The organism is Synechococcus sp. UW69 (genome assembly GCF_900474185.1).
Taxonomy (GTDB): Bacteria; Cyanobacteriota; Cyanobacteriia; order PCC-6307; family Cyanobiaceae; genus Parasynechococcus.
In genome coordinates, this window is record NZ_UCNW01000004.1 from 96793 (window position 1) to 119648 (window position 22856).

General features: G+C 62.6%; 26 protein-coding genes and 1 tRNA gene. 13 read left to right on the forward strand and 14 right to left on the reverse strand.

Translation table 11 applies throughout. The features are described from left to right. Positions 1-27 precede the first annotated feature (27 nt). Positions 28-2106 (forward strand): glycogen-debranching protein, encoded by a 2079-nt coding sequence (locus DXY29_RS01440; protein ID WP_115022275.1) that lies wholly within the window; start codon positions 28-30, stop codon positions 2104-2106. A gap of 4 nt (positions 2107-2110) precedes the next feature. Here DXY29_RS01440 and DXY29_RS01445 read toward each other — a convergent pair. Then, a tRNA-Gly gene (locus DXY29_RS01445) sits at positions 2111-2181 on the reverse strand. Between the two features lie 130 nt (positions 2182-2311). Between DXY29_RS01445 and DXY29_RS01450 the strand changes: the two genes are divergently transcribed. The 5 genes from DXY29_RS01450 (at position 2312) to plsY (ending at position 6504) form a co-directional block, all read left to right on the forward strand. Beyond that, the gene (locus tag DXY29_RS01450) at positions 2312-3640 is read left to right on the forward strand and encodes an MFS transporter (RefSeq protein ID WP_115022276.1); all 1329 of its coding nucleotides are present in this window, start codon (positions 2312-2314) and stop codon (positions 3638-3640) included. Continuing rightward, complete coding sequence (locus tag DXY29_RS01455) at positions 3637-4386, forward strand: ABC transporter permease (protein ID WP_115022278.1); 750 nt, start codon at positions 3637-3639, stop codon at positions 4384-4386. Before DXY29_RS01450 ends, DXY29_RS01455 begins: the two co-directional genes overlap by 4 nt. Beyond that, positions 4383-4790, forward strand: a complete 408-nt coding sequence (locus tag DXY29_RS01460) for a DUF3119 family protein (protein WP_115022279.1) — start codon at positions 4383-4385, stop codon at positions 4788-4790. Before DXY29_RS01455 ends, DXY29_RS01460 begins: the two co-directional genes overlap by 4 nt. A gap of 113 nt (positions 4791-4903) precedes the next feature. Next, a complete protein-coding gene (locus DXY29_RS01465) occupies positions 4904-5911 on the forward strand; it encodes a DUF3086 domain-containing protein (protein WP_115022281.1) in 1008 nt (335 codons plus the stop codon). Further along, complete coding sequence (gene plsY, locus DXY29_RS01470) at positions 5908-6504, forward strand: glycerol-3-phosphate 1-O-acyltransferase PlsY (RefSeq protein WP_115022282.1); 597 nt, start codon at positions 5908-5910, stop codon at positions 6502-6504. Before DXY29_RS01465 ends, plsY begins: the two co-directional genes overlap by 4 nt. A 9-nt stretch (positions 6505-6513) precedes the next feature. Here the strand turns inward: plsY and pyrF are convergent, their stop codons facing one another. The 4 genes from pyrF to DXY29_RS01490 are packed head-to-tail and all read right to left on the reverse strand — an operon-like array spanning position 6514 to position 9984. Then, positions 6514-7239, reverse strand: coding sequence for an orotidine-5'-phosphate decarboxylase (gene pyrF, locus DXY29_RS01475; RefSeq protein WP_115022284.1), 726 nt, complete (start codon positions 7237-7239; stop codon positions 6514-6516). 59 nt (positions 7240-7298) lie between these two features. Further along, positions 7299-8312: a phosphotransferase gene (locus tag DXY29_RS01480; protein WP_115022286.1), complete on the reverse strand. Its 1014-nt coding sequence runs from the start codon at positions 8310-8312 to the stop codon at positions 7299-7301. A gap of 50 nt (positions 8313-8362) precedes the next feature. After that, on the reverse strand, positions 8363-9610 hold the full coding sequence (gene tyrS, locus DXY29_RS01485) for a tyrosine--tRNA ligase (RefSeq protein ID WP_115022288.1): 1248 nt from the start codon (positions 9608-9610) through the stop codon (positions 8363-8365). A gap of 44 nt (positions 9611-9654) precedes the next feature. Then, positions 9655-9984 (reverse strand): DUF1825 family protein, encoded by a 330-nt coding sequence (locus DXY29_RS01490; protein WP_115022290.1) that lies wholly within the window; start codon positions 9982-9984, stop codon positions 9655-9657. Between the two features lie 196 nt (positions 9985-10180). Between DXY29_RS01490 and DXY29_RS01495 the strand changes: the two genes are divergently transcribed. The 7 genes from DXY29_RS01495 (at position 10181) to DXY29_RS01525 (ending at position 14636) form a co-directional block, all read left to right on the forward strand. Then, positions 10181-10882: a response regulator transcription factor gene (locus DXY29_RS01495; RefSeq protein ID WP_115022611.1), complete on the forward strand. Its 702-nt coding sequence runs from the start codon at positions 10181-10183 to the stop codon at positions 10880-10882. A 44-nt stretch (positions 10883-10926) separates the two neighbouring features. Beyond that, positions 10927-11241 (forward strand): hypothetical protein, encoded by a 315-nt coding sequence (locus tag DXY29_RS01500; RefSeq protein ID WP_115022292.1) that lies wholly within the window; start codon positions 10927-10929, stop codon positions 11239-11241. Positions 11242-11289: 48 nt separating this feature from the next. Continuing rightward, entirely contained in the window at positions 11290-11859 is a 570-nt protein-coding gene (locus DXY29_RS01505) for a hypothetical protein (RefSeq protein WP_115022294.1), read from the forward strand. Next, positions 11859-12431 carry a GIY-YIG nuclease family protein gene (locus DXY29_RS01510; RefSeq protein ID WP_115022295.1) on the forward strand — a complete coding sequence of 191 codons (573 nt, stop codon included), beginning with the start codon at positions 11859-11861 and terminating at the stop codon, positions 12429-12431. The genes DXY29_RS01505 and DXY29_RS01510 overlap by 1 nt, the downstream gene beginning before the upstream one ends. 178 nt (positions 12432-12609) lie before the next feature. Then, positions 12610-12870: a hypothetical protein gene (locus tag DXY29_RS01515; protein WP_115022297.1), complete on the forward strand. Its 261-nt coding sequence runs from the start codon at positions 12610-12612 to the stop codon at positions 12868-12870. Positions 12871-12933: 63 nt separating this feature from the next. Then, positions 12934-14403 carry a leucyl aminopeptidase gene (locus DXY29_RS01520; protein WP_115022298.1) on the forward strand — a complete coding sequence of 490 codons (1470 nt, stop codon included), beginning with the start codon at positions 12934-12936 and terminating at the stop codon, positions 14401-14403. Next, positions 14400-14636, forward strand: a complete 237-nt coding sequence (locus tag DXY29_RS01525) for a hypothetical protein (RefSeq protein ID WP_115022300.1) — start codon at positions 14400-14402, stop codon at positions 14634-14636. The genes DXY29_RS01520 and DXY29_RS01525 overlap by 4 nt, the downstream gene beginning before the upstream one ends. 15 nt (positions 14637-14651) lie before the next feature. Here the strand turns inward: DXY29_RS01525 and DXY29_RS13655 are convergent, their stop codons facing one another. The 9 genes from DXY29_RS13655 to DXY29_RS01570 form a co-directional block, all read right to left on the reverse strand. Further along, positions 14652-14834, reverse strand: a complete 183-nt coding sequence (locus DXY29_RS13655; RefSeq protein ID WP_115022302.1) for a hypothetical protein — start codon at positions 14832-14834, stop codon at positions 14652-14654. A 166-nt stretch (positions 14835-15000) separates the two neighbouring features. Next, positions 15001-15621 carry a peptide-methionine (S)-S-oxide reductase MsrA gene (msrA, locus tag DXY29_RS01535; protein ID WP_115022303.1) on the reverse strand — a complete coding sequence of 207 codons (621 nt, stop codon included), beginning with the start codon at positions 15619-15621 and terminating at the stop codon, positions 15001-15003. Next, on the reverse strand, positions 15618-16799 hold the full coding sequence (lpxB, locus tag DXY29_RS01540; protein WP_115022333.1) for a lipid-A-disaccharide synthase: 1182 nt from the start codon (positions 16797-16799) through the stop codon (positions 15618-15620). Before lpxB ends, msrA begins: the two co-directional genes overlap by 4 nt. Beyond that, the gene (lpxA, locus tag DXY29_RS01545; protein ID WP_115022335.1) at positions 16799-17623 is read right to left on the reverse strand and encodes an acyl-ACP--UDP-N-acetylglucosamine O-acyltransferase; all 825 of its coding nucleotides are present in this window, start codon (positions 17621-17623) and stop codon (positions 16799-16801) included. The genes lpxB and lpxA overlap by 1 nt, the downstream gene beginning before the upstream one ends. A 5-nt stretch (positions 17624-17628) precedes the next feature. Beyond that, entirely contained in the window at positions 17629-18084 is a 456-nt protein-coding gene (fabZ, locus tag DXY29_RS01550) for a 3-hydroxyacyl-ACP dehydratase FabZ (RefSeq protein WP_115022337.1), read from the reverse strand. Then, positions 18081-18908: a UDP-3-O-acyl-N-acetylglucosamine deacetylase gene (gene lpxC / locus DXY29_RS01555; protein WP_115022338.1), complete on the reverse strand. Its 828-nt coding sequence runs from the start codon at positions 18906-18908 to the stop codon at positions 18081-18083. The genes fabZ and lpxC overlap by 4 nt, the downstream gene beginning before the upstream one ends. Next, a complete protein-coding gene (locus DXY29_RS01560; protein ID WP_115022340.1) occupies positions 18908-21118 on the reverse strand; it encodes a BamA/TamA family outer membrane protein in 2211 nt (736 codons plus the stop codon). The genes lpxC and DXY29_RS01560 overlap by 1 nt, the downstream gene beginning before the upstream one ends. A gap of 43 nt (positions 21119-21161) precedes the next feature. Further along, positions 21162-21914: a phosphoribosylaminoimidazolesuccinocarboxamide synthase gene (purC, locus tag DXY29_RS01565; protein ID WP_115022341.1), complete on the reverse strand. Its 753-nt coding sequence runs from the start codon at positions 21912-21914 to the stop codon at positions 21162-21164. Beyond that, entirely contained in the window at positions 21911-22804 is an 894-nt protein-coding gene (locus DXY29_RS01570) for a hypothetical protein (RefSeq protein WP_115022343.1), read from the reverse strand. The genes purC and DXY29_RS01570 overlap by 4 nt, the downstream gene beginning before the upstream one ends. Between the last annotated feature and the right edge of the window lie 52 nt (positions 22805-22856).

The window sequence follows — 22856 nt, forward strand, 5'->3', positions numbered from 1 at the left end:
GTTTGAAGTCGAGATGCCCCAGCAGCCTTGAGTGGCATTCACACCGGTTCTCCCTGGCCCCTTGGCAGCAGCATTACCACCAGGGGTGTGAACTTCGTGTTGGCGGCCCCCGGAGCCGACCGCATCGAATTGCTGCTTTACGGCAACGGCAATGACCGCAGTCCGAAGCGGGTGATCGAACTGGATAGTCGACGTCACCGCTCCGGCGACTACTGGCATGTGGAGGTGGAAAGTCTCGGCGAGGGCTGCTGTTACGGCTACCGCGTCTTTGGGCCTCTGGCGGCCGGGGAGCACGGCTTCCGCCCCTCCAAGGTGCTGTTAGACCCCGCCGCGCGCGCCATCAGCGGCTGGGATGTCTACGACCGGGTGCTGGCCACCGGCCCCTCGCCCAACGCCCATGCCTGCCTTAAGGGGGTGGTCTGCGAACGAGATTTGTTCGATTTTCAGGCCCATCCCCGACCGCGCCACAACTGGCAACGCACGGTGATCTATGAGCTACATGTGGGCGGCTTCACCCGCCGGGAGGATGCAGGGGTCGCCGTTGAACACCGTGGCACCTACCTCGGACTGATCGAAAAGCTGCCCTACCTCACGGAGCTAGGCATCACGGCGGTTGAGCTGCTGCCGGTGTTCTGCTTCGACCCTGCAGATGCTCCCCCCGGGCGCGACAACGTGTGGGGCTACAGCCCCTTGAGTTGGTTCACACCGCACCACGGCTACTGCAGCAGTGGCGATCCGCTCCAGGCCCGTCATGAAGTGCGCCAACTGGTGGCCGCCTGCCATGACGCCGGCATCGAGGTGCTGCTGGATGTGGTTTACAACCACACCACGGAGGGCAACCGCCATGGCCCCACCCTGAGCTGGCGCGGCTGTGCGGACAACGTCTACTACCACCAAAACGAAGACGGCGACTACCAGGACGTGAGCGGCTGCGGCAACTCGATCGCCGCCAATGCACCAATCAGCACCCAGCTGATCCTCGATTCGATGCGCTGCTGGGCCCTGGAGCTGGGGGTGGATGGCTTCCGCTTCGACCTGGGCATCGCCATGAGCCGCGGCGATCAACTCAAACCCCTGGACGAACCACCCCTGTTCGCGGCGATGGAGGCCGATCCGCATCTAAGCGATCTCAAGCTGGTGAGTGAACCGTGGGACTGCGGCGGTCTGTATCGGCTGGAGGATTTCCCTGCCAAGCGGATCGGCACCTGGAACGGCCATTTCCGCGACGGGGTGCGGCGGTTCTGGAAAGGAGACGAGCACAGCACCTGGACCCTGGCCCAGCGGTTCAAGGGCAGCCCTGATCTCTATGACGGCAAGCCCGTGGCCCTAGGGCGTTCGGTGAACTTAATCACCGCCCATGACGGCTTCACCCTGGCGGATCTGGTGAGCTACAACCGCAAACACAACCTGGCCAACGGCGAAGACAACCGCGACGGCGAGAACCACAACAACAGCTGGAACCATGGCATTGAAGGCCCCAGCAGCAATCCTCTGGTGCAAACCCTGCGTCGGCGTCAGCAACGCAACCTGCTCAGCTCACTGCTGTTGGCCCGTGGCGTGCCGATGCTGCTAATGGGCGATGAAGTGGGCCGCAGCCAGGGGGGCAACAACAACAGCTGGTGCCAGAACAGCCCGCTTGGCTGGATGGTCTGGGATGAAGACCACTGCGACCTGGAACTCAAGCAATTTCTGCAACGCCTACTGCGCCTGCGCCAGGCCCTGCCGCAGCTGTTTAACCCTCTGGTGCCGCCGCGGGAGAGCAACCGCAAATCAGCTCAACAACAGAGCGATCTTTGGCGTCAATGGCACGGAGTAAGCCTGGCCAAACCCGACTGGGCGGCCTGGAGCCGCACCACGGCCACCAGCCTCCACAGCGGCAGCCGCGGCGCACTTCTATGGATGGGCTTCAACGCCTACAAGGAAAGTCTCAGTTTTGAGTTGCCGATTCCGGCCTCCCCTTGGAAGCGGGTGATCGACACGTCGTTACCCAGTCCCAAAGATTTTCCGGCAGAACCGGCCAGCTTCAGCGGTGTAGAGATTCCGCTGCAGAGCAGAAGCTTCGTGCTGCTGCTCGCCGATGAGGAGACAACCGACCTTCGGTTGTGAACAGAGCGGGTGACGGGAATCGAACCCGTGTCATCAGCTTGGAAGGCTGAGGTCTTACCATTACACAACACCCGCATAGTACAAACGAACCAGTGCCGCAGGGCTGGTGGTGCCGTAAGTACGCGTCCATTATGGCAATTCGCCTGCCCGAAGCCTCCGAGTGACACCGACCGACGCATCCCTGCAGGGGTCTCGCCGCAGGCTGATGCTCGCCTACGGCCTGGGCGATGCCGGTACTGGACTTGCCGCAACCCAGCTGGGCTTCTATCTCTTCCCCTTTTTCATCTGCGCCGCAGGCCTACCGGCTTACATCGCCGGCTCCCTGCTCACGGTGAGCAAAGTCTGGGACGCACTGAATGACCCGATGATCGGCTGGCTGAGCGATCACACCCGCAGCCGATGGGGGCCGCGACTGCCCTGGATGCTGACCGCAGCCCTACCGCTGGGCATCAGCCTGGCAGCGATGTGGTGGGTCCCCCCCGGGGATACCTGGCAACGCACGGGCTACTACGCGGTAATGGCGATCCTTTTAATGACCGCCTATACGAGCGTCAACCTCCCCTACGCCGCGCTCAGCACCGAACTAACGCCGGACACCGCCATTCGCACCCGCCTCAATGCGGCGCGATTCACCGGATCGATCCTGGCTGGCCTGAGTGGACTCGTCGTGGCATCGGTGGTGTTGACCGATGGCGGCGGGGGCTACCTGGCGATGGGCCGCATCACGGGCAGCATCGCCGCCATCGCCACGCTGCTCTGCTGCTGGGGACTCGCCCCTTACGCCAAACGGGCCCAGCGCCCCGTAGCCACCAGCGAAGCACCGATGCAGCAACTGAAACGGGTGCTGGCCAACCCCCGTTTCCGCCAAGTGCTGGGGCTGTACGTCCTGCTCTGGTTCGGCCTGCAACTGATGCAGGTAGTGGCCTTGATCTGGCTGGTGCAAGTGGTGCATGTGCCCGCCAACCTGTCCACCTGGATCCTGCTGCCCTTCCAGATCGCCGCCCTGCTGGGCCTTCAGCTCTGGAGCGCCCTCAGCAATCGCAACGGCAGGGTGGCCGCCCTGCGCTGGGGCGCATGGCTTTGGATCACGGCCTGCATGCTCTCGATGGTGTTCCCACCCCTGCCGGCAGATCCCGGCCTGCTGCAACTGCTGCCGCTGGTCGGCCTGATTTCCCTGGTGGGAGTGGGGGCCGCCACCGCCTATCTGATCCCCTGGTCGCTGCTTCCCGATGCCATCGACGCCGACCCGAACAAACCCGCCGGGCTCTACACCGCCTGGATGGTGTTCGGCCAAAAGCTGATCATCGGCCTAACCATGTCGGTGTTCGGCAGCCTGCTCTCGCTCACGGGTTACATCTCCGCCAAAGGGGGCGACTGCAGTGGGGCCCTGAGTTTCATCGAACAACCGTTTTCAGCCCTGCTGGCGATCCGCATTTGCATGGGCCTGCTGCCAGCCATTCTTGTGCTCTGCGGCCTTGCAGTGATGCGAGGCTGGCCTGACCGTGGAGCCCATCTACAAAAGGCCGCCGGATGAAGACGCCCCGTTCGATCAAACGCTTGGGATCCAGCCTGCTGATCGGGGGGCAGTCCGTGGCAGCCACCCTGCGCGGACGCATCGATCGGGGGGAGCTGTTCGATCAACTTTTGGAAGCCGGCCCCGGCAGCGTGCTGATCGTGCTGATCATCTCCATAGCTGCCGGCTCGGTGTTCAACATTCAGGTCGCCGCCGAACTCACCCGCCAGGGAGCGGGATCGACGGTGGGCGGCATCCTCGCGATCGGCCTGGCCCGGGAAATCGCTCCCCTGCTCACCTCCTGCCTGCTGGCCGGGAAGGTGGCTACTGCCTACGCAGCCCAGCTGGGCACCATGAAAGTGACGGAACAGATTGACGCCATCACGATGCTGCGAACCGATCCGGTGGAGTACTTGGTGGTGCCCCGAATGATCGCCATGGTGGTGATGGCACCGGTGCAGTGCTTCTTCTTCTTCCTCGTCGCGGTGTGGTCGGGCCAACTCACCAGCACGGCGCTCTACAACATCCCACCGGCGGTGTTCTGGACGTCGGTGCGCACCTGGATGGACCCCCTTGACCTGCCATTCATGCTGGTGAAGGCTTTGGTTTTCGGGCTGATCATCGCGACGGTGGCCTGCGGCTGGGGGCTGACCACCCGCGGCGGCCCCAAGGAAGTGGGCACCAGCACCACCGGCGCGGTGGTCATGATTCTGATCCTGGTGGCCCTGATGGATGTCGTTCTTACCCAGGTGCTATTCGGAACATGAGTTCAACCCCCACCCCCGTCACCCTCAAGCCGGACGTGCGGCTGCCGCTGCTGGTGGTGGGCCTCGGACTGGCACTGCTGCCGTTACCGCTAACCCCATGGCCCACGTTGGTCGTGGCGCTGTTCGGACTATTTCTGCTGATCCAGAGCGCCAGCCTGCGCCTGGAATTTAAGGAGGAGGCTCTGATCGTCTGGCAGAACGGCCGCGAGCTGCGCCGATTCCCCTACGACCAATGGCTGAGTTGGCGGCTGTTCGCCCCCTGGCTGCCAGGCCTGTTCTATTTCCGCGAAACCCAGAGCATTCACTTTCTGCCAATCCTGTTCAGCCCAAAGGAGCTGCGCGAACAGCTGGAACTGAGGGTTGGATCCCGGGAAGTGCCCAACGACGACACGAGCACGCCCTAGCCTCAGCACGGTTTCGCGTCGAAATAGTGAATAAATCGAATCAATATCGTGCACCAACAGCACAGTTGTGATGCCGACTTTTTTTCTGCGGCCCCTTCGGCTGGAATAGAGGGATGGAGAGCACGGCAGCTGACGCAATGCCCGACGACACCGACCTGACCAGCCAGGCGCCTGAAACGGAGCAAGCCTCTACGGAATCAACAGGTGACCCCACCAGCGCAACCAGCTGCGAGCCAGACGCGGCGGAGACCAACCCCGTAATGGAGTTGGCTCTCAAGGACCTGCAAATCCGCCGCGATGCGCTGGAGGCGGAAATCACCGCCCTAACCAGCCGTAAAGAGCAGCTCGAAACCGAGCTCAAGGCCAACTTCGCCGGCCAATCCGACGCCATCGCCCGCCGCGTGAAGGGCTTCCAGGACTACCTGGGCGGCGCCCTGCAGGATCTGGTGCAGAGCGTGGAAAACCTGGAGCTGGTGGTGCAGCCGATGGTGGTGAAGCCATCGCCCCTGGATCAGACCGCAGACAGCACTGCGGCGCCAGATAGCAGCGGTGAAAGCACACCGCCTCCGGCGGTGGCGGACACCTTCCGACCCGACGAAGAGCTGATCCGCCAGACCCTGGAGCGGTTCCTCAAACAGCCCGACGTCTACGCCGATCCCTGGACTCTGCGGCGCAGCATCGACGCCCGCGACACGGCCCTACTTGAAGACTGGTTTTTCAATCAAGGCGGACGCGGCGCCCAGCCCAGCCGCGGCACCCGGCCCCGCAACATCCTGGTGAGTGCCGCCCTGATCGCGGTGATCGGCGAGCTCTACGGCGATCAGTTCCAGTGCCTGGTGCTGGCCGGCGGCCCCGAACGTCTCGGCGAATGGCGGCGGGGCCTGCAAGATGCCCTCGGCCTGGGCCGGGAAGACTTCGGTCCCAGCAGTGGCATCGTGCTGTTCGAACGCCCCGAAGCCCTGGTGGAACGGGCCGACCGACTGGAGGAGCGGGGGGAAGTGCCGCTGATCCTCATCGATGCTGCCGAGCGCAGCGTCGACATCCCCGTGCTTCAGTTCCCCCTCTGGCTGGCCTTCGCGGCCGGACCGGGTGAACGCCTCGACGACGACGATCTGCTGTGATCCTCACTGCTCTGCTGCTCCTGGCCATCGGCTACCTGCTGGGAGCCACCCCCAGTGGATACCTCGCCGGCCGCTGGCTCAAAGGCATCGACCTGCGCGACTGCGGCTCCGGCAGCACCGGCGCCACCAACGTGCTGCGCAATGTGGGCAAAGGCCCTGCTCTGGTGGTGTTCTTGCTGGATGTGGGAAAGGGCGCCCTAGCGGTGCTGCTGGCCAAAAGCGTTGGACTTAACGACTGGGTGCAGGTGCTCGCGGGCCTGGCCGCCTTGGCCGGTCACATCTGGCCGGTGTGGCTGGGCTGGAAGGGCGGCAAGGCGGTGGCCACCGGCTTCGGCATGTTTCTCGGCCTGGCCTGGCCCGTGGGGCTTGCCTGCTTTGGCTTGTTCATGGCCACGATCAGCCTGAGCCGAATCGTGTCGCTCTCCAGCGTGGTGGCCGCCATCGGCCTGCCGGTGCTGATGGTTCTCTCCGGTGGCAGCAGCGCTTATGTGGTGGTGTCGTTGGTGGCCAGCCTGATGGTGCTGTGGCGGCACCGCAGCAACATCGAGCGACTGCTGGCGGGCACCGAACCCAAAATCGGGCAGAAAGCCTGAGCTTCAAGTTCAAAGCGCCCCGCAACACTGCGCAAACGCGGCGCTGGGGTCATCGGCTTTGGTGATCGGCCGGCCGATCACCAATTGGCTGGCCCCGGCTTTAATCGCCTCGGCGGGCCCCATCACCCGGGCTTGATCACCGACTGCGGAGCCTTTGGGGCGAATTCCAGGGGTGACCAACGCGAACGGTTCCGGGTGCTGCGCCCGCAGCGCCGCGGCCTCCAAGGGTGAACAGACGCAGCCGCCGATGCCGGCAGTTGCCGACAGCTGCGCCAACGCCGGCACCCGTTCGGCAATGCCCTGGGCAATGGCGAGTTCCCGTTGCAACCGTTGCTCCTCCCAACTGGTGAGCACCGTCACCGCCAGCAGCGTTGGAACGGGTTGCCCAGCCCTTTGGGCTCCTTCCACCGCCGCAGCCTGGGCCGCCTTGAGCGCTTCGCTGCCAGCACAGGCATGCACCGTGATCAACTCCGCCCCCAGCGCCGCCCCCCGCCGGCAAGCCCCCGCCATCGTGGCCGGGATGTCGTGAAATTTGAGGTCGAGGAACACCCGCAGACCCTGATCCCGAAGTTGCGCCACCACCTCAGGGCCAGCCTGTACGAACAGCTCCAGGCCCACCTTCACCCAGCGCAGCCCCGCCACCTGGGCGGCAAAGCGCAGCGCTTGATCAGGCGCCAAGCCATCGAGGGCCACGATGATCCGATCGGCGGGGTCAGCGGAGAGCGACGGAGCCAAGGCAAGCGATTGATCCGGAGTCCATCCTGTCGCGCCGGCAGATCCATCTCAACCAGGGTTCAGGCTGAGGGCGACAGCGTGAGGCCTGTCGTTTGCTCAATGAAACTCAGATAGTCGCGCTGCGATTCAGGCTTTCGCATGAATTCGAGGCCAACACCAGTGGCACCGGCAATGAAGACTCCGAAGAGGTGAAACACACGAAAGGCCTGGATGTGCTCGTGATTTAGAGGCCTGATGGATTGATAAGCCTTGAGAACCCCATCCATGATCTGATCCCACAAATGAGGCGACATCGTCGGATCAATCTGGCGCGCGAAAATCAGATAATCATTCATCGTATGAGCCAGATCCACAGCGGGATCAGAAATAGAAAACCACCAATCCAGAACCCCTGAGACAGCGCCACTATCAAACATCACATTATTCCCGTGATAGTCACCATGAATCACGGCGAGATCCCTCCCATCAAGAGGCAAATGAGTGCGCAACCAACCAATCAATTCAGAAGCCCATGGGTGTGCCTCTTCCAAAGAATCCAACGCCTTTTGATGACTAATTGGACTCAAATACAGCTCATCAGGGACATCAGACTGCCTGAAGGCTTCAACGATGGGCCTCACATCCATCTCGTGCAAGGTGGCCATCGACTCACCCAAGACCTTGGCATGAAGCTCTGGAGCCAGCTCAAACACAGTTCGGCCGGGCAAGAGATCCATGACCGCAAAGACCCCACCCAAAATAGATTTATCTCCACAAACATGATGAATCACAGGAATCTTGAGACCCTGCTGATTCAGGGTCTGATACACAAACTGTTGATACAGAAGCTCCTCCTCTTTGCGCTCAGGACGCTGAATGCGGAGGACCCGTGGCTCCTGATCAACAAGCTGGTAGCGATACAGCCGAGCATCGAAGCCTCCAGTCAGTCGCGTCGGCTCCACCTCATACGCGACAGGATCCTCAAAGTCCGATTGCAGGTAAGACAAGAAATCAGCAGCAATTTGCTGATCGGATTTGCATTCAGCCTCAAGACATGGCGCTGTCATTGTTCGTCGCTCGGATGAACTCACCATCGCGCCAGTTCTCTCTTGGCGGATCCCCCAAAAGGGGGATTACTGGCAGCTCAAGCCGTCAGCCTCCGGAAGGTTTTCTTGCCCAGCTGCAGCACCTTGCCCTCCAGCTCCGATGCCGACGCAAACTCCTGGTTGGGGTCGGTAATCTTCTCCCCATCTAGGCGCGCCGCACCCCCTTTGATCTGACGGCGGGCCTCACTGCTGCTGGCGCAGATGCCCACGACACTGAACAAATAGAAGGCCTTGGCCGGGAAGTTCACCTCTGCAAGCGAGGCCTCGGGCACATCGGCACCGGCATCACCGCTGCCACCCACCAAGGTGGCGGCATCACTCTGCGCCTTCTCCGCCGCCGCCAGACCATGGCGGCTGGCGGTCACCGCCAGGGCCATCGCCTTCTGCTTCTCGCGCGGGTTCTCCGGCAAGGAGGCCAGATCCAGGTCAGTCAGCAACGTGACGTAGTCGTTGATCGCCCCATCGCCGACTTTCTCCAGCTTGGAGTACATCGAGAGCGGATCCTCTTCCAGCCCCACCACGTTGCCCAGGCTCTTGCTCATCTTCTGAACCCCGTCGAGCCCCACCAGGATCGGCAGCAGCAGGCCGAACTGGGTGCCCTTGTCGAAATGGCGCTGCAGATCACGGCCCATGGCCACATTGAACTTCTGATCGGTGCCCCCCAGCTCCACATCAGCATTCACCGCCACCGAGTCATAGCCCTGCAGCAGCGGGTAGAGGAATTCATGCAGGGCGATAGGGGTGCCACTGCCATAACGCTTGGAGAAGTCGTCCTTGGCCAGCATCTGGCCCACGGTGCCGGTGCCGAGCAGCCCAATCACAGCCGGCAGGTCCATTCCCTCCAACCACTCGCTGTTGTATCGCACCTCTAGGCGTCCAGGCGTTTCGAAATCGAGCAGTGCCGTCTCCTTGGGCTGGTCCTGCCCAAGCTGGCGCAGATAGGTGGAGGCGTTGGCAGCCACCTGCTCCTTGCTGAGCTGCACCCGGGTGGCGCTCTTGCCAGTGGGATCGCCGATCCGCGCGGTGAAATCGCCGATGATCAACACCGCCGTATGGCCTGCGTCCTGGAAAGCCCGCAACTTGCGGAACAGGATGCTGTGACCGAGATGAATGTTGCTGCCGGTGGGGTCAATGCCCAGCTTCACCCTCAGCGGCCTGCCCTCCTTCTCGGCTTGCACCAGCCGTGCCGCCAGGGCCTGATCAGCATCGCTCGGGTCGCCGGCCGGGAACAAATCGGCCATGCCCCGAGACAGCCAATTCGGCAGCGACGGGGTTGAGTCCGACATGGGGTGCGCAACGAGCGGGCGCTGGCGATCGTACGAGTGCTGGTTCAGCTCGGCGAGGGAGGCTCGATCTGGGCCTTCATCCGCTCGAGGGTGGAATTCATCTGTTCGAACATTTGCTCGGGGGTGATCCCGAACTGACTGAGCTGGGTGCGCAGCTGCTCCACCGTGAGCTTGGCCTGGAAATCTTCCGAGAGCTCGAAGCGCTTCATGAACACCCGGTAGCGGCCCATCAGCTCTTCCATCGTCTCGATGAACTTCTTCTTGCCCTCTCGGTCGAACTTCCCGTACTCACTGCCCAGCTGCATCAGCTGCTGGTAATCGCTGAACAGCCGCTTTGCTTCGTCCTGAACGATGTCGGAATCGAAGAAGGCCATGTCGAGTCGCGCTGGGCACAGGCAATTCTGCCAAGAACAATCGACTTGCTTGAGGGGTAATCGCCGCACCTTGCCGAGGCCTGAGGCGGGATTTTTGTACGGTCTTCCTGACCAGCACCGCCCGCAGGCGGCATGGGATTCATGGTGAGTTTCGGGCTGCATTCAGGATGTGAACTTCACCGCTCAGCTGGCCGCGATGCGTGAGCTGCCCCAGCGCAACCGGCCCCTGCTGGAGGGGCGTCGTCTGGTGGTCGCTTCGGCCGATCGGGTTTTGGTCAGCGGCCTGCTGCACAGCCTCGATGGCATCGGCTCCATCGTGGGGGCTGCCAGCACCGAAGCGGAAGCCCTGGCCTGCCTCAGCAGTACGGCCGCCGATCTGCTGATCTGCAGCGACAGGCTCGAACGTGGCAGCGGCCCCTCCCTGGTGGCAGCAGCCAAGGCCCACCAGCCCTCGCTGCGCTGCCTGATGCTGATCCAACGCCCCTTGCTCAGCACCATTCGTGCCGCTGCAGCGGCTGATTGCGACGGTCTCTGCAGCCATGAGCGCATTGGCGACGGCGGCTTGCTCAGCGTCTTGCGCGCCATGGAAAGCGATGGCAGCCACATGGATCCGGTGATTGCCGGCGTGGCCCATCACGACCGCAGCTTGGCAGGGGTGGGGCATCCGATCAGCGACGTGCTGAGCCTGCGGGAAGAAGACGTCCTGCGTGGCCTCTGCCGCGGCCTGAGCAATCAGGAGATTGCGGATCAACTCCACATCTCGATTGAAACCACCAAGCACTGCATCACAGGGCTGCTGCGCAAACTGAATGCCAGGAACCGCACCCAGGCTGTGCTGATGGCCTTTCAACACAATCTGGTGGATCCACCGATGCCGATTCCCCGCTGGACCCCTTAGCCCCAAAGGGACCATCCTGAGAGGAGTTGAACGGTCTTGACGCCATGGTCCGACGCGCCGCCACCGCAGCCCTGGTCGTTCTCAGCGTCAGCAGCCTCGGGATGCCAGCGGTGAATGCCGCAAGCGAGCGCACGACCGCCCTGGTGACCATCGCCGAGGCCAATGCCCGCTGTCTGATCGAAACCAAACGGATGAAAGCTGGCCAGGCCCGCGACATCGCCAACCGGTTTCTGCTCAGCAAAGGGGTCAGCGCCGCCGAGCGCGAGGAGGTGCAAAGCGCTCCCGGTTACGACGACCTGATGCGCCGCTACATCGACGAACAGGGGGGCTGCGAGGGTCTTGTGCGCGCCCTGCGCTGACGCAACCCCACCACCCTCGTTAATGTCGGCCCATCTCTGCTGAGCAGCATGCCCCGCAGCCACTGGTTGGATCCCCTGGCCAGGCGGGTGCTGCAGGCCACCGGGCAGCTGCCAACACCGCCCCGTCCAGCGCCACTACAGCCATTAGCGATCGAGGCCGAGCCTCCAGCCTGGGTGATGGATGTGAATCGGGCCAGCCGCGATGAGTGGCTTCAACTGCCCGGCTGCAGCCAGGACATGGCCGATCTGCTGGTGCGCCTGCAACAGGGGGGCGTGCAATTCGCCTGCGCTGATGATTTGTTCCGGCTGCTGGAGCTGCCCATCGATCTGAGCAGGCTCTGGACACCGCATCTCGTCTTCCATTGGCATGGCGATGCTCCGTTGCAGCCGCAGGCCACTCCCCTTGACCTGAACAACGCCAGCGCCGATCAACTCGAGCTGCTCTGCTGGCCAGAGCAACGGCTGGCCAGCCTGCTGCGGGAGCGACGCAGCTCCGGTTTCAAAGATCTGGCTGACCTGCAGGAACGGCTCTGCCTTCCTGCCAGCACCGTGGAAAACCTGATCGGCCGGGTGAGTTTCGGCATCCGCCGCGCCGGACCCAGCCTGCCCCTTCACTGATGCAGGGAGATCTGTTCTCCACCGGTGCGCTGGCCTTCAGCAATGGGCCTGAGCTGCCCCTGCAACGGGAGCAGCTGATCGCCTGGCAACAGCGCCTGCATGACCATCAAGCGCCGCTGTTCCGCGGAGAAACAGCTCAGGCCGCCCAAGGGGATCTGTTCGGCTCCTCCCCTGATGACGCTGCCGCGGCCCTGGATCCGCTGACGCTGACCCCCCTGGCGATGAGTTTCTGGCGCTGGCCGGAACCGTCCCATCGGGGTGCCGCGATCTACCTGGTGATGGATCGGCCGACCCAACTGGAGCAGCCACTTCTGCTCTATGTGGGAGAAACGCTCGCCGCAGAGCGCCGCTGGAAAGGCGATCACGACTGCAAGGCCTACCTCGCCGCCTACGGCGAAGCCCTTCAGCGCTGCGAACTCAGTGCCCAGCTGAGCATCCGCTTCAGCTGCGATGTACCTCAGGCCACCCGCGCACGGAGGGCCCTGGAACAACAGCTGATTCAACGCTGGTGGCCGCCCTTCAACAAGGAAACCCGCCAACGATGGGGCACCCCCTTCAACGCCGACTTGTGACCGCAACCCAAACGGCCCTTGCTCTGCTGCTACTGGCCCTGCCGGCCACCGCTGCCGACCTCGCACAGCTGCAGCGAAGCCTGCTGCGGCATGGCTTCACGCTTGAAGAACGGCAGCCCCGGGGCAGGCCTACGGACGCTTCATCCCGGCGGAGAAACGACTGGAGATTTCGCCCCTGGTGCGGGAGCTCGGCATCACCCGGGCCGTGCTGCTGCATGAAGCGGTGCATGCCGCCCAGAGCTGTCCCAACGGAGCGCTCTCGCTGATCGGTTTGCAACGCAAGGTTGATCCAGCGGTGGTGAGCCGGATCCGCTATCTGCTGCACAACCACTACAAGTCCAACAACACTGCACTCGAGCAGGAAGCCTTCGTAATCCAGAGCCAACCGGATGCCGAGCAGCTGATCATCACCGCCCTGAACCAGCGCTGTTCGCCCTGATCAGCAAGGTGCAAAGGCGTCGCGCAGGATCGCTACGCTCGTTCTTTGCCGATGCGTCCATCCATGCGCTTCTCCCTGTCCTCCAACGGTCTGCAGGAGTGGAACGGCAATGTGCTGGCGGTGGGGCTACCCCAGGGCGATGCCGATACAACCGCAACGGCCTTGGAACAGCGCTTTGCGGGGATCACCGACGCCCTGAAACAGCAGGAGTTCAAGGGGAAGCCGGGTGATCAACTGGTGATCACGCCCCTGGGTGCTGGCCCAGAGCGCCTGGTGGTGCTGGGCCTGGGCGACGCCGATGGAATCGACATCGACCGCCTGCGCGGCGCCGCTGCCCGTGCAGCCAAGGCCGCGATCGGCTGTGGAGGCACTCTGGGACTGCAGTTGCCATGGCATGGAACCGATGCCACCGAAGCGGCCCGCATCAGTGCTGAAGCCGTGCGGCTCTGCCTTTACAAAGACCAGCGCTTCCGCAAGGAGGCGGAACCACGCCGGATCCCCGAAGCTCTTGAGCTGATCGACCTCGACCCGGCCGCCGCCAGCGGCTTTATGGCGGTCAACGCCACATGTGCCGGCGTGGAGCTGGCCAGGGAGCTGGTGGCCGCCCCCCCCAATGTGGTTACCCCGGGCGCCCTGGCGGAAACAGCCGCCGGCATCGCCAGCGACCACGGCCTTGAGCTCAAGGTGCTGGAGCGCGGCGACTGCGAAGCCAAAGGCATGGGCGCCTTTCTGGCCGTGAGCCAGGGCTCCGATCTACCGCCCAAATTCATTCACCTGATTTACCGACCCGAGGGCGAAGTGAAACGCCGCGTCGCCCTGGTGGGCAAGGGCCTCACCTTCGATTCCGGCGGTTACAACCTCAAGGTGGGCGCGGCGCAGATCGACATGATGAAGTTCGACATGGGCGGCAGCGCCGCTGTGCTGGGCGCCATGCGCAGCATCGCTGAACTCAAGCCAGCCGGCGTTGAGGTGCACATGGTGGTGGCCTCCTGCGAAAACATGGTGAACGGCTCTGCCGTCCACCCCGGTGACATCGTCACGGCCGCCAACGGCATGACGATCGAGATCAACAACACCGACGCTGAAGGCCGGTTGACCCTCGCCGATGCCCTGCTCTACGCCTGTGAGCAGGATCCCGATGCCGTTGTGGATTTGGCCACCCTCACCGGAGCCTGCGTCATTGCCCTTGGCGATGAGATGGCCGGGTTGTGGTCCAACAACGACGACCTGGCGGAAGCCCTCGATGCCGCCGCCCATTCCGGCGGTGAAGGCCTGTGGCGCATGCCCCTGCGGCAGTCCTACAAGGATGGGCTGAAGTCATTGTTGGCCGACATGAAGAACACCGGTCCGCGGCCAGGGGGCTCGATCACCGCTGCCCTCTTCCTCAAGGAATTCGTGGCCAAGGACACCGCCTGGGCCCACATCGACATCGCCGGGCCGGTCTGGAGTGACAAGGGCAAAGGCGTCAATCCAGCCGGTGCGACTGGCTACGGCGTGCGCACCCTGGTGAACTGGGTGCTAGCCCAGTCATGAGTCGATCCCCGGTGCGCTGGTACATCAAGGCTCAGCTGGGGGTGCTTCTGCTCCCGGTGGGCCTCTGCCTGTTCGGCGAAGCGATCAGCCGCAAGGTCGTTCAAATGCTGGGCAATGACGGTGGCCCCTGGTTCTGGTACGGAACCCTCAGCCTGATCTGTATCAATGCCGGTATTGGACTGATGATTGACAGCGGTCTCACCCGTGGCTTTCCAGGGCGACGTCAGGGCTGATCAGGACGCAACTGCTCAAGACGCAACAGCTTGAAGTTCCAGGGAGCGGCTTGGTGTTTCGAGCGCGTGGATCTGCCACCGTGCTCGCTCAGAGCAAGTTTCCAACACACGATCAAGGTCGTCCGACGCATGCTTCGGCGACGGATAGGGACCGATGTGACGGGTGCCAAGACCATCCTTAATGGTCAGCAGATACATACATTCCTCCACTTACCGACTGATCGTAAGCATGGCCGCAAGCCTGGTCGATAGCTGGAAACCCGTCTGTTCACTGAGAACTTGCTGAATCAATCAGGTTGCGGCGCTTAATCTTTTCAACAGGTTGATTGTCTATTTCTTAAGGAAGTTGACCGAATTCAGTGGTTTAACGCCATGGCTGACCGGTTCGCGCCTCAGCACCCCACACCGCATCCAGGCGACGGTCGCGACCGCAACTGAACCGATAAAAGTTGTATTTGAGGGAATTGTTCTCTGCGTAGTTCTGGTGGTAACCCTCGGCAGGCCAAAACCGAGCCGCTTCCCTAAGCTCCACTTTCAGTGCGGCCCGCGGTTGCGACAGCTCGCGGGCCGCCGCCTCGGCACTGGCCTCAGCAGCCTGGGCTTGAGCGGCATCGGCCGTAAAGATCACCGGCCTGTAGGAATCGCCGCGGTCGCAGAACTGACCACCGTCATCGAGGGGGTCCACATTGCGCCAATAGCTGCGCAGTAGCTCGGCGTAACTGATTTGCTCAGGGTCAAAACGCACCTGCACCGCTTCTTGATGGCCAGTGCTCTCGCTGCTGACCTGGCGGTAGGTGGGTCGCTCCACATGCCCGCCGCTGTAGCCGCTCACGGCATCACGCACCCCGGGCAGGTCCTCCAGGTCGTGCTCCAAACACCAAAAACAACCACCGGCGAAGACGGCTGTCTCCAGTTCGGCCATGGCGCTCTGGGGCCAGCAGAACAGCATCAAGCAGGTAGACAGCAGCAGCAGCGTTCGTTTCATCCGATCACCTGATCAAAAATGGCTGTAGCAGCCCGTCCGGTCACTCCGGGTGCACCAAGGGTGGCCCGCAACCGCTCATACCCTTCCAGCATCGCCCGGCGCTGCGGTGTGGCGGTCAACAGGGGTAAAGCCCTCTCCACCAAAGCTTCTGCGGTGAGCTCGTCCTGCAGCAGCTCCGGCACCAACCGCTGCTTGAGCAACAGATTCACCGGCGAGATGTGGTCCACCTGGAACCGCAGAACATGGCGTGCGACCCACGCCGTCAGTCGGCTCACGCGATATCCCACCACCTGAGGAACCCCCTGCAAAGCCAGTTCCAGATTCACCGTGCCGGATTTTCCCAGGGCGAGATCCGCCGCCGCACAAAGGGTGGTCTTAAGAGCATCCGCTTCAGCGGCAGGAATCACCCGGGCATGGCGCACACCGGCCTCCTCAAGCGCAACAGCTAGGGGGTGTTCGAACTGCTCCAGCCCGGCGGGAAGCAACACCTGAAGATCAGGGTGACGCTGCTGCAGCAGGGCCGCCGCCTGGGCCAACGGTGGCATCAGGTAGCGCAACTCCTGGGGCCGGGATGCCGGCAACAGCAGCAACACCGGCGCCTCGGGATCCAAGCCCAATTGGCGTCGGGAGCTGGCGCGGTCGGGCAAATTCTGGAAGCTGTCCAACAGCGGATGACCCACCCAGCTCACATCCGCACCGCGGGCCGCATAGAACTCGGCCTCCGCCGGGAAGATCGCCAGGATTTTGTCGGTGAACTCCAGCAGACGGGTGGTGCTGCCATCGCCGAAGCGCCAGGCCCATTCCTGGGGGGCGATGTAATACGTGATCGGCAGGTAGGGCCGTTGCTTCCGCAGCCGTGTGCCCAGCCGCACATTGGCTCCGACGTAGTCGATGAGCACCACCCCATCGAGGGGCCGTTCCTCAAGCAGCGCATCCACCCGGGCCTGCAGCCGCAGCGTGGGAAGAATCAACGGGACGGCCTCCCACAGACCGATCGCCCCCATCGGCGCGGTATCAGCGATCAACGAAGCCCCCGCCGCCTCCATGCGCGGTCCACCAAGGGCCATCACTTCGAGCTCAAGGCCCCTCCGTTCCGCCTCCAACCGCAGGGCCCGAATCAACAGGCTGCCCTGAAGATCACCGGAGACTTCACCGGTGCTGATCAGCAGCCGAACCATCAGCGGCCCTGCAATGGCATCGGACCCCGTCTCCCCTGACCAGTGGATGCCTCGAGGAACCGGCAGAGGTGCTCGGCGGCCGGCAGCAACGCCTGGACTCGAGCCTGCTTGAGCGCATCGGCAATCACCAGATCGGAGCGATACATCAGGGTCCAGATCTCCTGAAGCTGCTTGAGTTCAGCGCCGTCGTGATTGCCGGCCATGCCACTGCGACGCAGGCCCACCCGGTTGAGACCCCGCACACGACCCGGATGGCCTTCCACCAGGCAGTACGGCGGAACATCCCGATCCACGCGGGTCATCCCGCCCACCATCGCCATCCCACCGATATGGACGAACTGGTGAATACCCAAACAGCCACCAATCACGGCACGGTCTTCGATCACAACGTGGCCCGCCACCTGAATGGCATTGGACATCACGATGTTGTTGCCGAGATCGCAGTTATGCCCCAGATGGCAGTAAGCCATCAACAGGTTGCCGTTGCCAATACGGGTCACCTCGCCCTCTTCGGTGGCCCGGTTGATCGTCACGCATTCCCGCAGCGTGTTTCCATCCCCAATCAGCACCTCGGTTTCAGCACCGCGGTACTTGAGATCCTGCGGCGGCAGTCCGAGGCAGGCACCCGGGAACACCTTGTTGTCACGCCCTAGGGTCAGCCGACCGTCCAACACGGCATGGGGACCGATCCAGGTGTTCTCCCCGATCACCACCTGAGGGCCGACCACTGCACCAGGGCCAATGACCACCCCCGAGGCCAGCTCGGCCTTCGGGTCCACCACTGCCGTGGGGTGAATCTGCTGTGACGCCGTTTGCTGCGACATCGCGCTCAATCCACCAGGGAGAACATCAATTCGCCGGAGCAGGCCAGATCTCCGTCCACCGTGGCCTCGGCCTTGACCTTGCCGAAGCGCTTGCGCTTAAGGCTGAGCAGTTCACAGCGGATCACCAGCTGATCTCCAGGAACCACAGGGCGCCGGAAGCGTACCCCGTCGATGCCGGCAAAAACGAACAGTCCTTTGGGCAGATCGGGCATCTGGGTCACGATCAACCCGCCCACCTGCGCCATGGCTTCCACAATCAGCACCCCAGGCATCAGCGGGCGCTCTGGGAAATGCCCCTGGAACTGGGGCTCGTTCATCGTCACGTTCTTGATCGCCGTGGCCGAAACCCCGGGCTCATGGGCAATGACCCGATCCACCAGAGCAAAGGGGTAACGGTGCGGAAGCAAACCGGCGATCTGCTCGCTGGTAAGCACGATGTCTGGGGTGGTGGATTCAGTCACAAAGCGGCTGCGAGATCGGTGTGAAGACCATGGGATCCCCTGTACACAAGAACCTGTGCCTGGGGAAAACCGACGAGGGCCAGGTCGCCGATCAGATCCAAGAGCTTATGGCGCACCGGTTCATCCTCGAACCGCAGCGGAGGATTCATCCACTGATCGCCGTCACAGACCAGGGCGTTGTCCAGGGCTCCGCCCTGGATCAAGCCGGCCGCGCGCAGCTGCTCCACCTGCTCCCGGAAGCCAAATGTGCGTGCCGGAGCAATCTCATCCACGAACCGCTGGGGCGTGAGTTCCAAGGCGAACTGCTGACGGCCGATGGCCTGCTGAGGAAAATCGATCATTCCCACGACAGCGAAGCGGTCCGCCGGGGTGGCCGTGATCACACTGCTGCCGCGATGACGCATGAGTGGTTGGTCCAACTGGGGTGGAGCCGGCCTGGGGGTTGCCGCAGACACCAAACCCGCTGCAGCGATGGCCTCCACCCAAACCAGCGCTGAGCCATCCAGCAGGGGGACTTCCTGACCGCTGACCACGATCTCGACATGACTGAGGCCGCAACCCGCCAGGGCCGCCAACAGATGTTCAACGGTGGCCACCTTGCTGGGGCCAAGATCCAGCGTGGTGCACAACGGGCTGTCACGCACCTGATCCGGCCGTAGCTGGATCGGTTGCTCCATCCCCGGCAAGCGCATGTGGAATCCCGGCTGATCCGTCGGGCAAAGCTGCACTGTGGCCTCAGCTCCACTGTGGAGACCGACGCCGGAGCATGTTGTCTCAGCCGCCAGGGTCCAGGCAGCTGAGTAGTCCTGAGGCCAGCTGGTCACTAAAACTTCCAGCCCACTCCCAGATTGAAGCGCCAGTCGGAGGCGAAGTCCTTGCTGGCCACCTCAAGTCGGATCGGACCGACCGGCGTGGTGACAATCACGCCGGTACCCAGCGAAACACCGGAGCCATCCTTATCGAGCAGCAGGCCCGGCTTGCCTGGCACATCCTTCTGAGTGCCGAAATCGGTACCGGCATCCATGAACACCTCACCAGAGAAGATGCTGATCAGGGGGAAGCGGTACTCGATTGTGAGTTCACTGAAGGCCTTGGACACAGCCAGGTCGCAGTCGTACCAACCGCGAATCGAGTTGGATCCACCCATGCAGAACGCTTCGTATGGAGGCGCTTCACCCATGATGGCGCCACCCTTGATCTGCACACCGATGGCTTGCGGGCAATCGGCCTCTTCGCCGGGCTTGGGACGGCAACCCTTATGAAGCTTCAGCCAGTCCACCGGGAAGAACTGGGTGTAGCTGGCCCGAAGTCTGTTGAAGGTGGGCGAATCGTTATTGATGCCGACGAACTGCTCAGTTCCGGCGGTGAAGAAGTTTCCGCTAGTGGGATTTCGAGAATTGTTGAAATTGTTGTAGGTGGTGGCGACACGCATCCCTACAAGGGTGTTGCTGTCAGCACAGTTGTACGACACGCAAATGATGTCGTCGTTTTTAACTTTCTTGCCCAAGTTATTTGTGGAGACGCCGTAGGGCCTTGAGTCACCGGCAAAGTTGATTGGCCGCACCTCAGCGAAGGACATGCCAGCAAGCACATTCCACTTGGCATCTTTGTAAGGATCACCGCCGTTCAGGGGGCGGGCAAAGGAAAAGCTGCCGCCGGTCTTGCGCAGCACCACCGTGTCTCCCTCGTAGTCAAACCAACTGCGGTTGGGATATTCGTCCTCAGCCTTGTTGATGTTGCCCGGAGCATCACCATCAGTGAAGCCGTAATTGCGGCCTGTCCGGTAGGCCTTGTTGGTGTTGTTGTCGACGTAGTCCTTGGCCGTGCGGATGTTGCCGTTGTCTTCGCTCTGGAAGACCTGAGGCACCTGCTGGCTCAAGAACAAAGATGTTCGGAAGCTGGTGCGGTGGTTGTCGCCGTAGATCCAGGGATCCGAGAAGTTGAGGTTGGCCAGACCGCCGTACTGGCCGTAGGTGATGTTGGTACCGAGAGTCCAAGCACGTCCAAAGAGATTGGTCTCCTGGACCTGCACCTGACCGAACACACCCTGGCTCTGGCTGTAGCCAAGGCCGCCAGAAAGCTGACCGGTGGACTGCTCAACGATGCCGAGAACAATGAACACATCGCCTGGCACCTCGGGCACAGGCCGCAGCGTCACCTTCACATCACTGAAGAGCTGGGTTCCGTATAACCGCTTGATATCCCTCTCAAGCTTGTTGCGGTTGAAGGGATCTCCAGGCTGAATCGAGACCTCCCGGGTGATCACCCACTCTTTGGTCTTACCGCCAATGGGATTTCCATTCTCATCGGTGTCATCCCCCTCCTTGTTGAGGAATTTGACTTCGACGCCAGCCACGCTGCCATGAAGCAGTTTCAGCGTGACCACCCCATCGGGACTGACCCGTTCAGGACCAGACACCCGAGCCAGGGAGTAGCCCTCCTTGGCCATCCAGCTCTGCAGGGCCTTCATCCGCTGCTGCAGGTCGTTGAGGTTGAGCGTGCGGCCGTAATCCGACGCAAACGTCTCTTCCACCACAGCATCGGGCAGAAGATCCTCGTCATCGGCGTTGATCTCCACTGCACTGAGCGAAGGGAAGGGCGCCACCTGAACGATCACCTGCACACCGAGCGGTCCGTTCTGGGGAACGATCCGCACATCCGAGAACCAGCCCGTGGCCTGAATGCCATTCAAATCGTTCTGAAGCTCCTCCCGTGTGACACGCATCCCCGGACGCACCTGCATCGCGTCGTAAGTGGAGATCTGAAGGCGTTCCTCCTCCGGGTGACCCTCAATGCCCTCAATCACCACCTCGGAGATCAGAACCCTGGGCTGCTCGACAACGGGCGGCTCAATAACTGTCTCTTCAACAACGGTCTCCTCAACAACCGTCTCCTCCACCTCGACCGTGTCGGCGGCAGTCGGCGGGGACTCCTGGGCCAGCACCGGCTGGGCAACCAGGGGCATCCCCAGCATCAGACCCAACACCGTGCGACGAACAGCAACCGAGGAGCGGCGAGACGAACGGCGTGTCATCGAGGCGCAGGCTGGGCCGAAGCCACAAAAAGGTGCGCCGACCTTACAGGCAGTTGCGGGGGTTCGCGCAGGTGCCTTGGACCCGTTTGAGGACCTCCCCGTAGGCCTCCATCACCCCGCCGAGATCCTTGCGGAAGCGATCCTTGTCCAAAATCCGGTCCTCGGCGTTGCTGTTGCGGCGGTCCCAGAGCCTGCAGGTGTCAGGGCTGATCTCATCAGCAAGCAGAAGTGTTCCATCGGACGCCAGCCCCAACTCCAACTTGAAATCCACCAGCTGCAGATCAATTTCTTCAAAAAAAGGCCGCAGCACCCCATTCACCCTGCGGGCAAGTTGTTCAATTGCTGACAGTTGCGCTGGGTCCGCCACACCCAGCAGATGCACGCGGGCCTCGGTCAACAGCGGATCCCCAAGGGCGTCGTCCTTGTAATACAAATCCAACAGGGCTGGATCGATGGGTGTGCCCTCGGCGATTGGGGTCTGACGGCAGAGCGATCCTGTGGCGGTGTTGCGGAGAACCACCTCCAAGGGAATGATCTCCACCCGTCGCACCTGCATCCAGGTCTCCCCGGCCAGACCGCAGTAATGGGTCGGCACCCCCTCGCGCTCCAGCAGCTCGAACAACCGTGCTGAAATCTGACAATTCAGCCGACCTTTGTTCTCCAGCTGGGCTTTTTTCTGGGCATTGAAGGCCGTGGCGTCGTTTTTGAACTCCACCAGCACCCGGTCGGGATCCGCGCTCGCGAACACCCGCTTCGCCTTGCCCTCGTAAAGCAGCTCTCCGTGATCGGGCGTCATGGCGACGGTGCAACGGCAGAAGGACTTACATCAGCATGGCCTCCGGGGTCCCGCGGTGAACGCAGCAGGGGATCGGGGTCGTTCTCCGGCTGCAGTTGCTGGAGGGCATAGCGGTCGTCAAGGACAGTGGCCAACCGTTCCATCCGCTGCCGCGGCCGAGCGCCATCGCCCCCTGCAGCCAACTGCAGTTGCAGCTGCTGACGCAACAGCTCCATCGCCAATCCCCAGGCCTCTGCCGCCGCCGCCTGATCCAAGGCGGTTTCCAGAAGTTGATCCGCTTGCTCAAACTGATCGGCATCGAGCCATTGCGCCGCTCGCGCCATTCGCCTCGCCCCCTGCACACCCGACAGATCCGCCATCAGCTGCACCTCCACAGCCACAGCGTTTCGGCCCTGGGCTGCCTCGTGCAACGCCAACTGATCCAGGCCATTGACCTGACCCGGCAACAGCGGAGCGTTCAGGGCGGTCAGGTTGCCGACCACCAAACGTCGTAGGGCCAAGGCCGCCTGGCGGTGATCCAGGGCTGCTGCTGCTGCTCGCCAGCGCAGCAATAGCCACCTCCGCCGTTCATCTCCAGCCCTTGGGCTGTAGCGATTGAGCACCACCGCCGCAGCTTCGGGTGCGCCACAGCTCATCAAGGCTTCGGCGTTCTCCAACACCAAGTCCAACGAATCGATGACGGGATGCAGCGCCAAAAGTCGATCGCGCAAGTCCTGGCGACGGCGATCGGTATCAGCGATCAGCGGGTCCAGACAGGCCTGCTCCGCAGCGGACACATCCATCTCAACGAGAACGGTCTGAAAGCGTTCCTCGCTCATCACCTGCGGATCGGGTGCCGCCGTGACAGCAGCTAGAAGGGTGAGAGCGAAGGGGAAAAGGGGAGTCCCCATGACGGGCTGCGGTCTACAAAGGAAAACCTACGAGGCCCAAACCGTTCCTTCC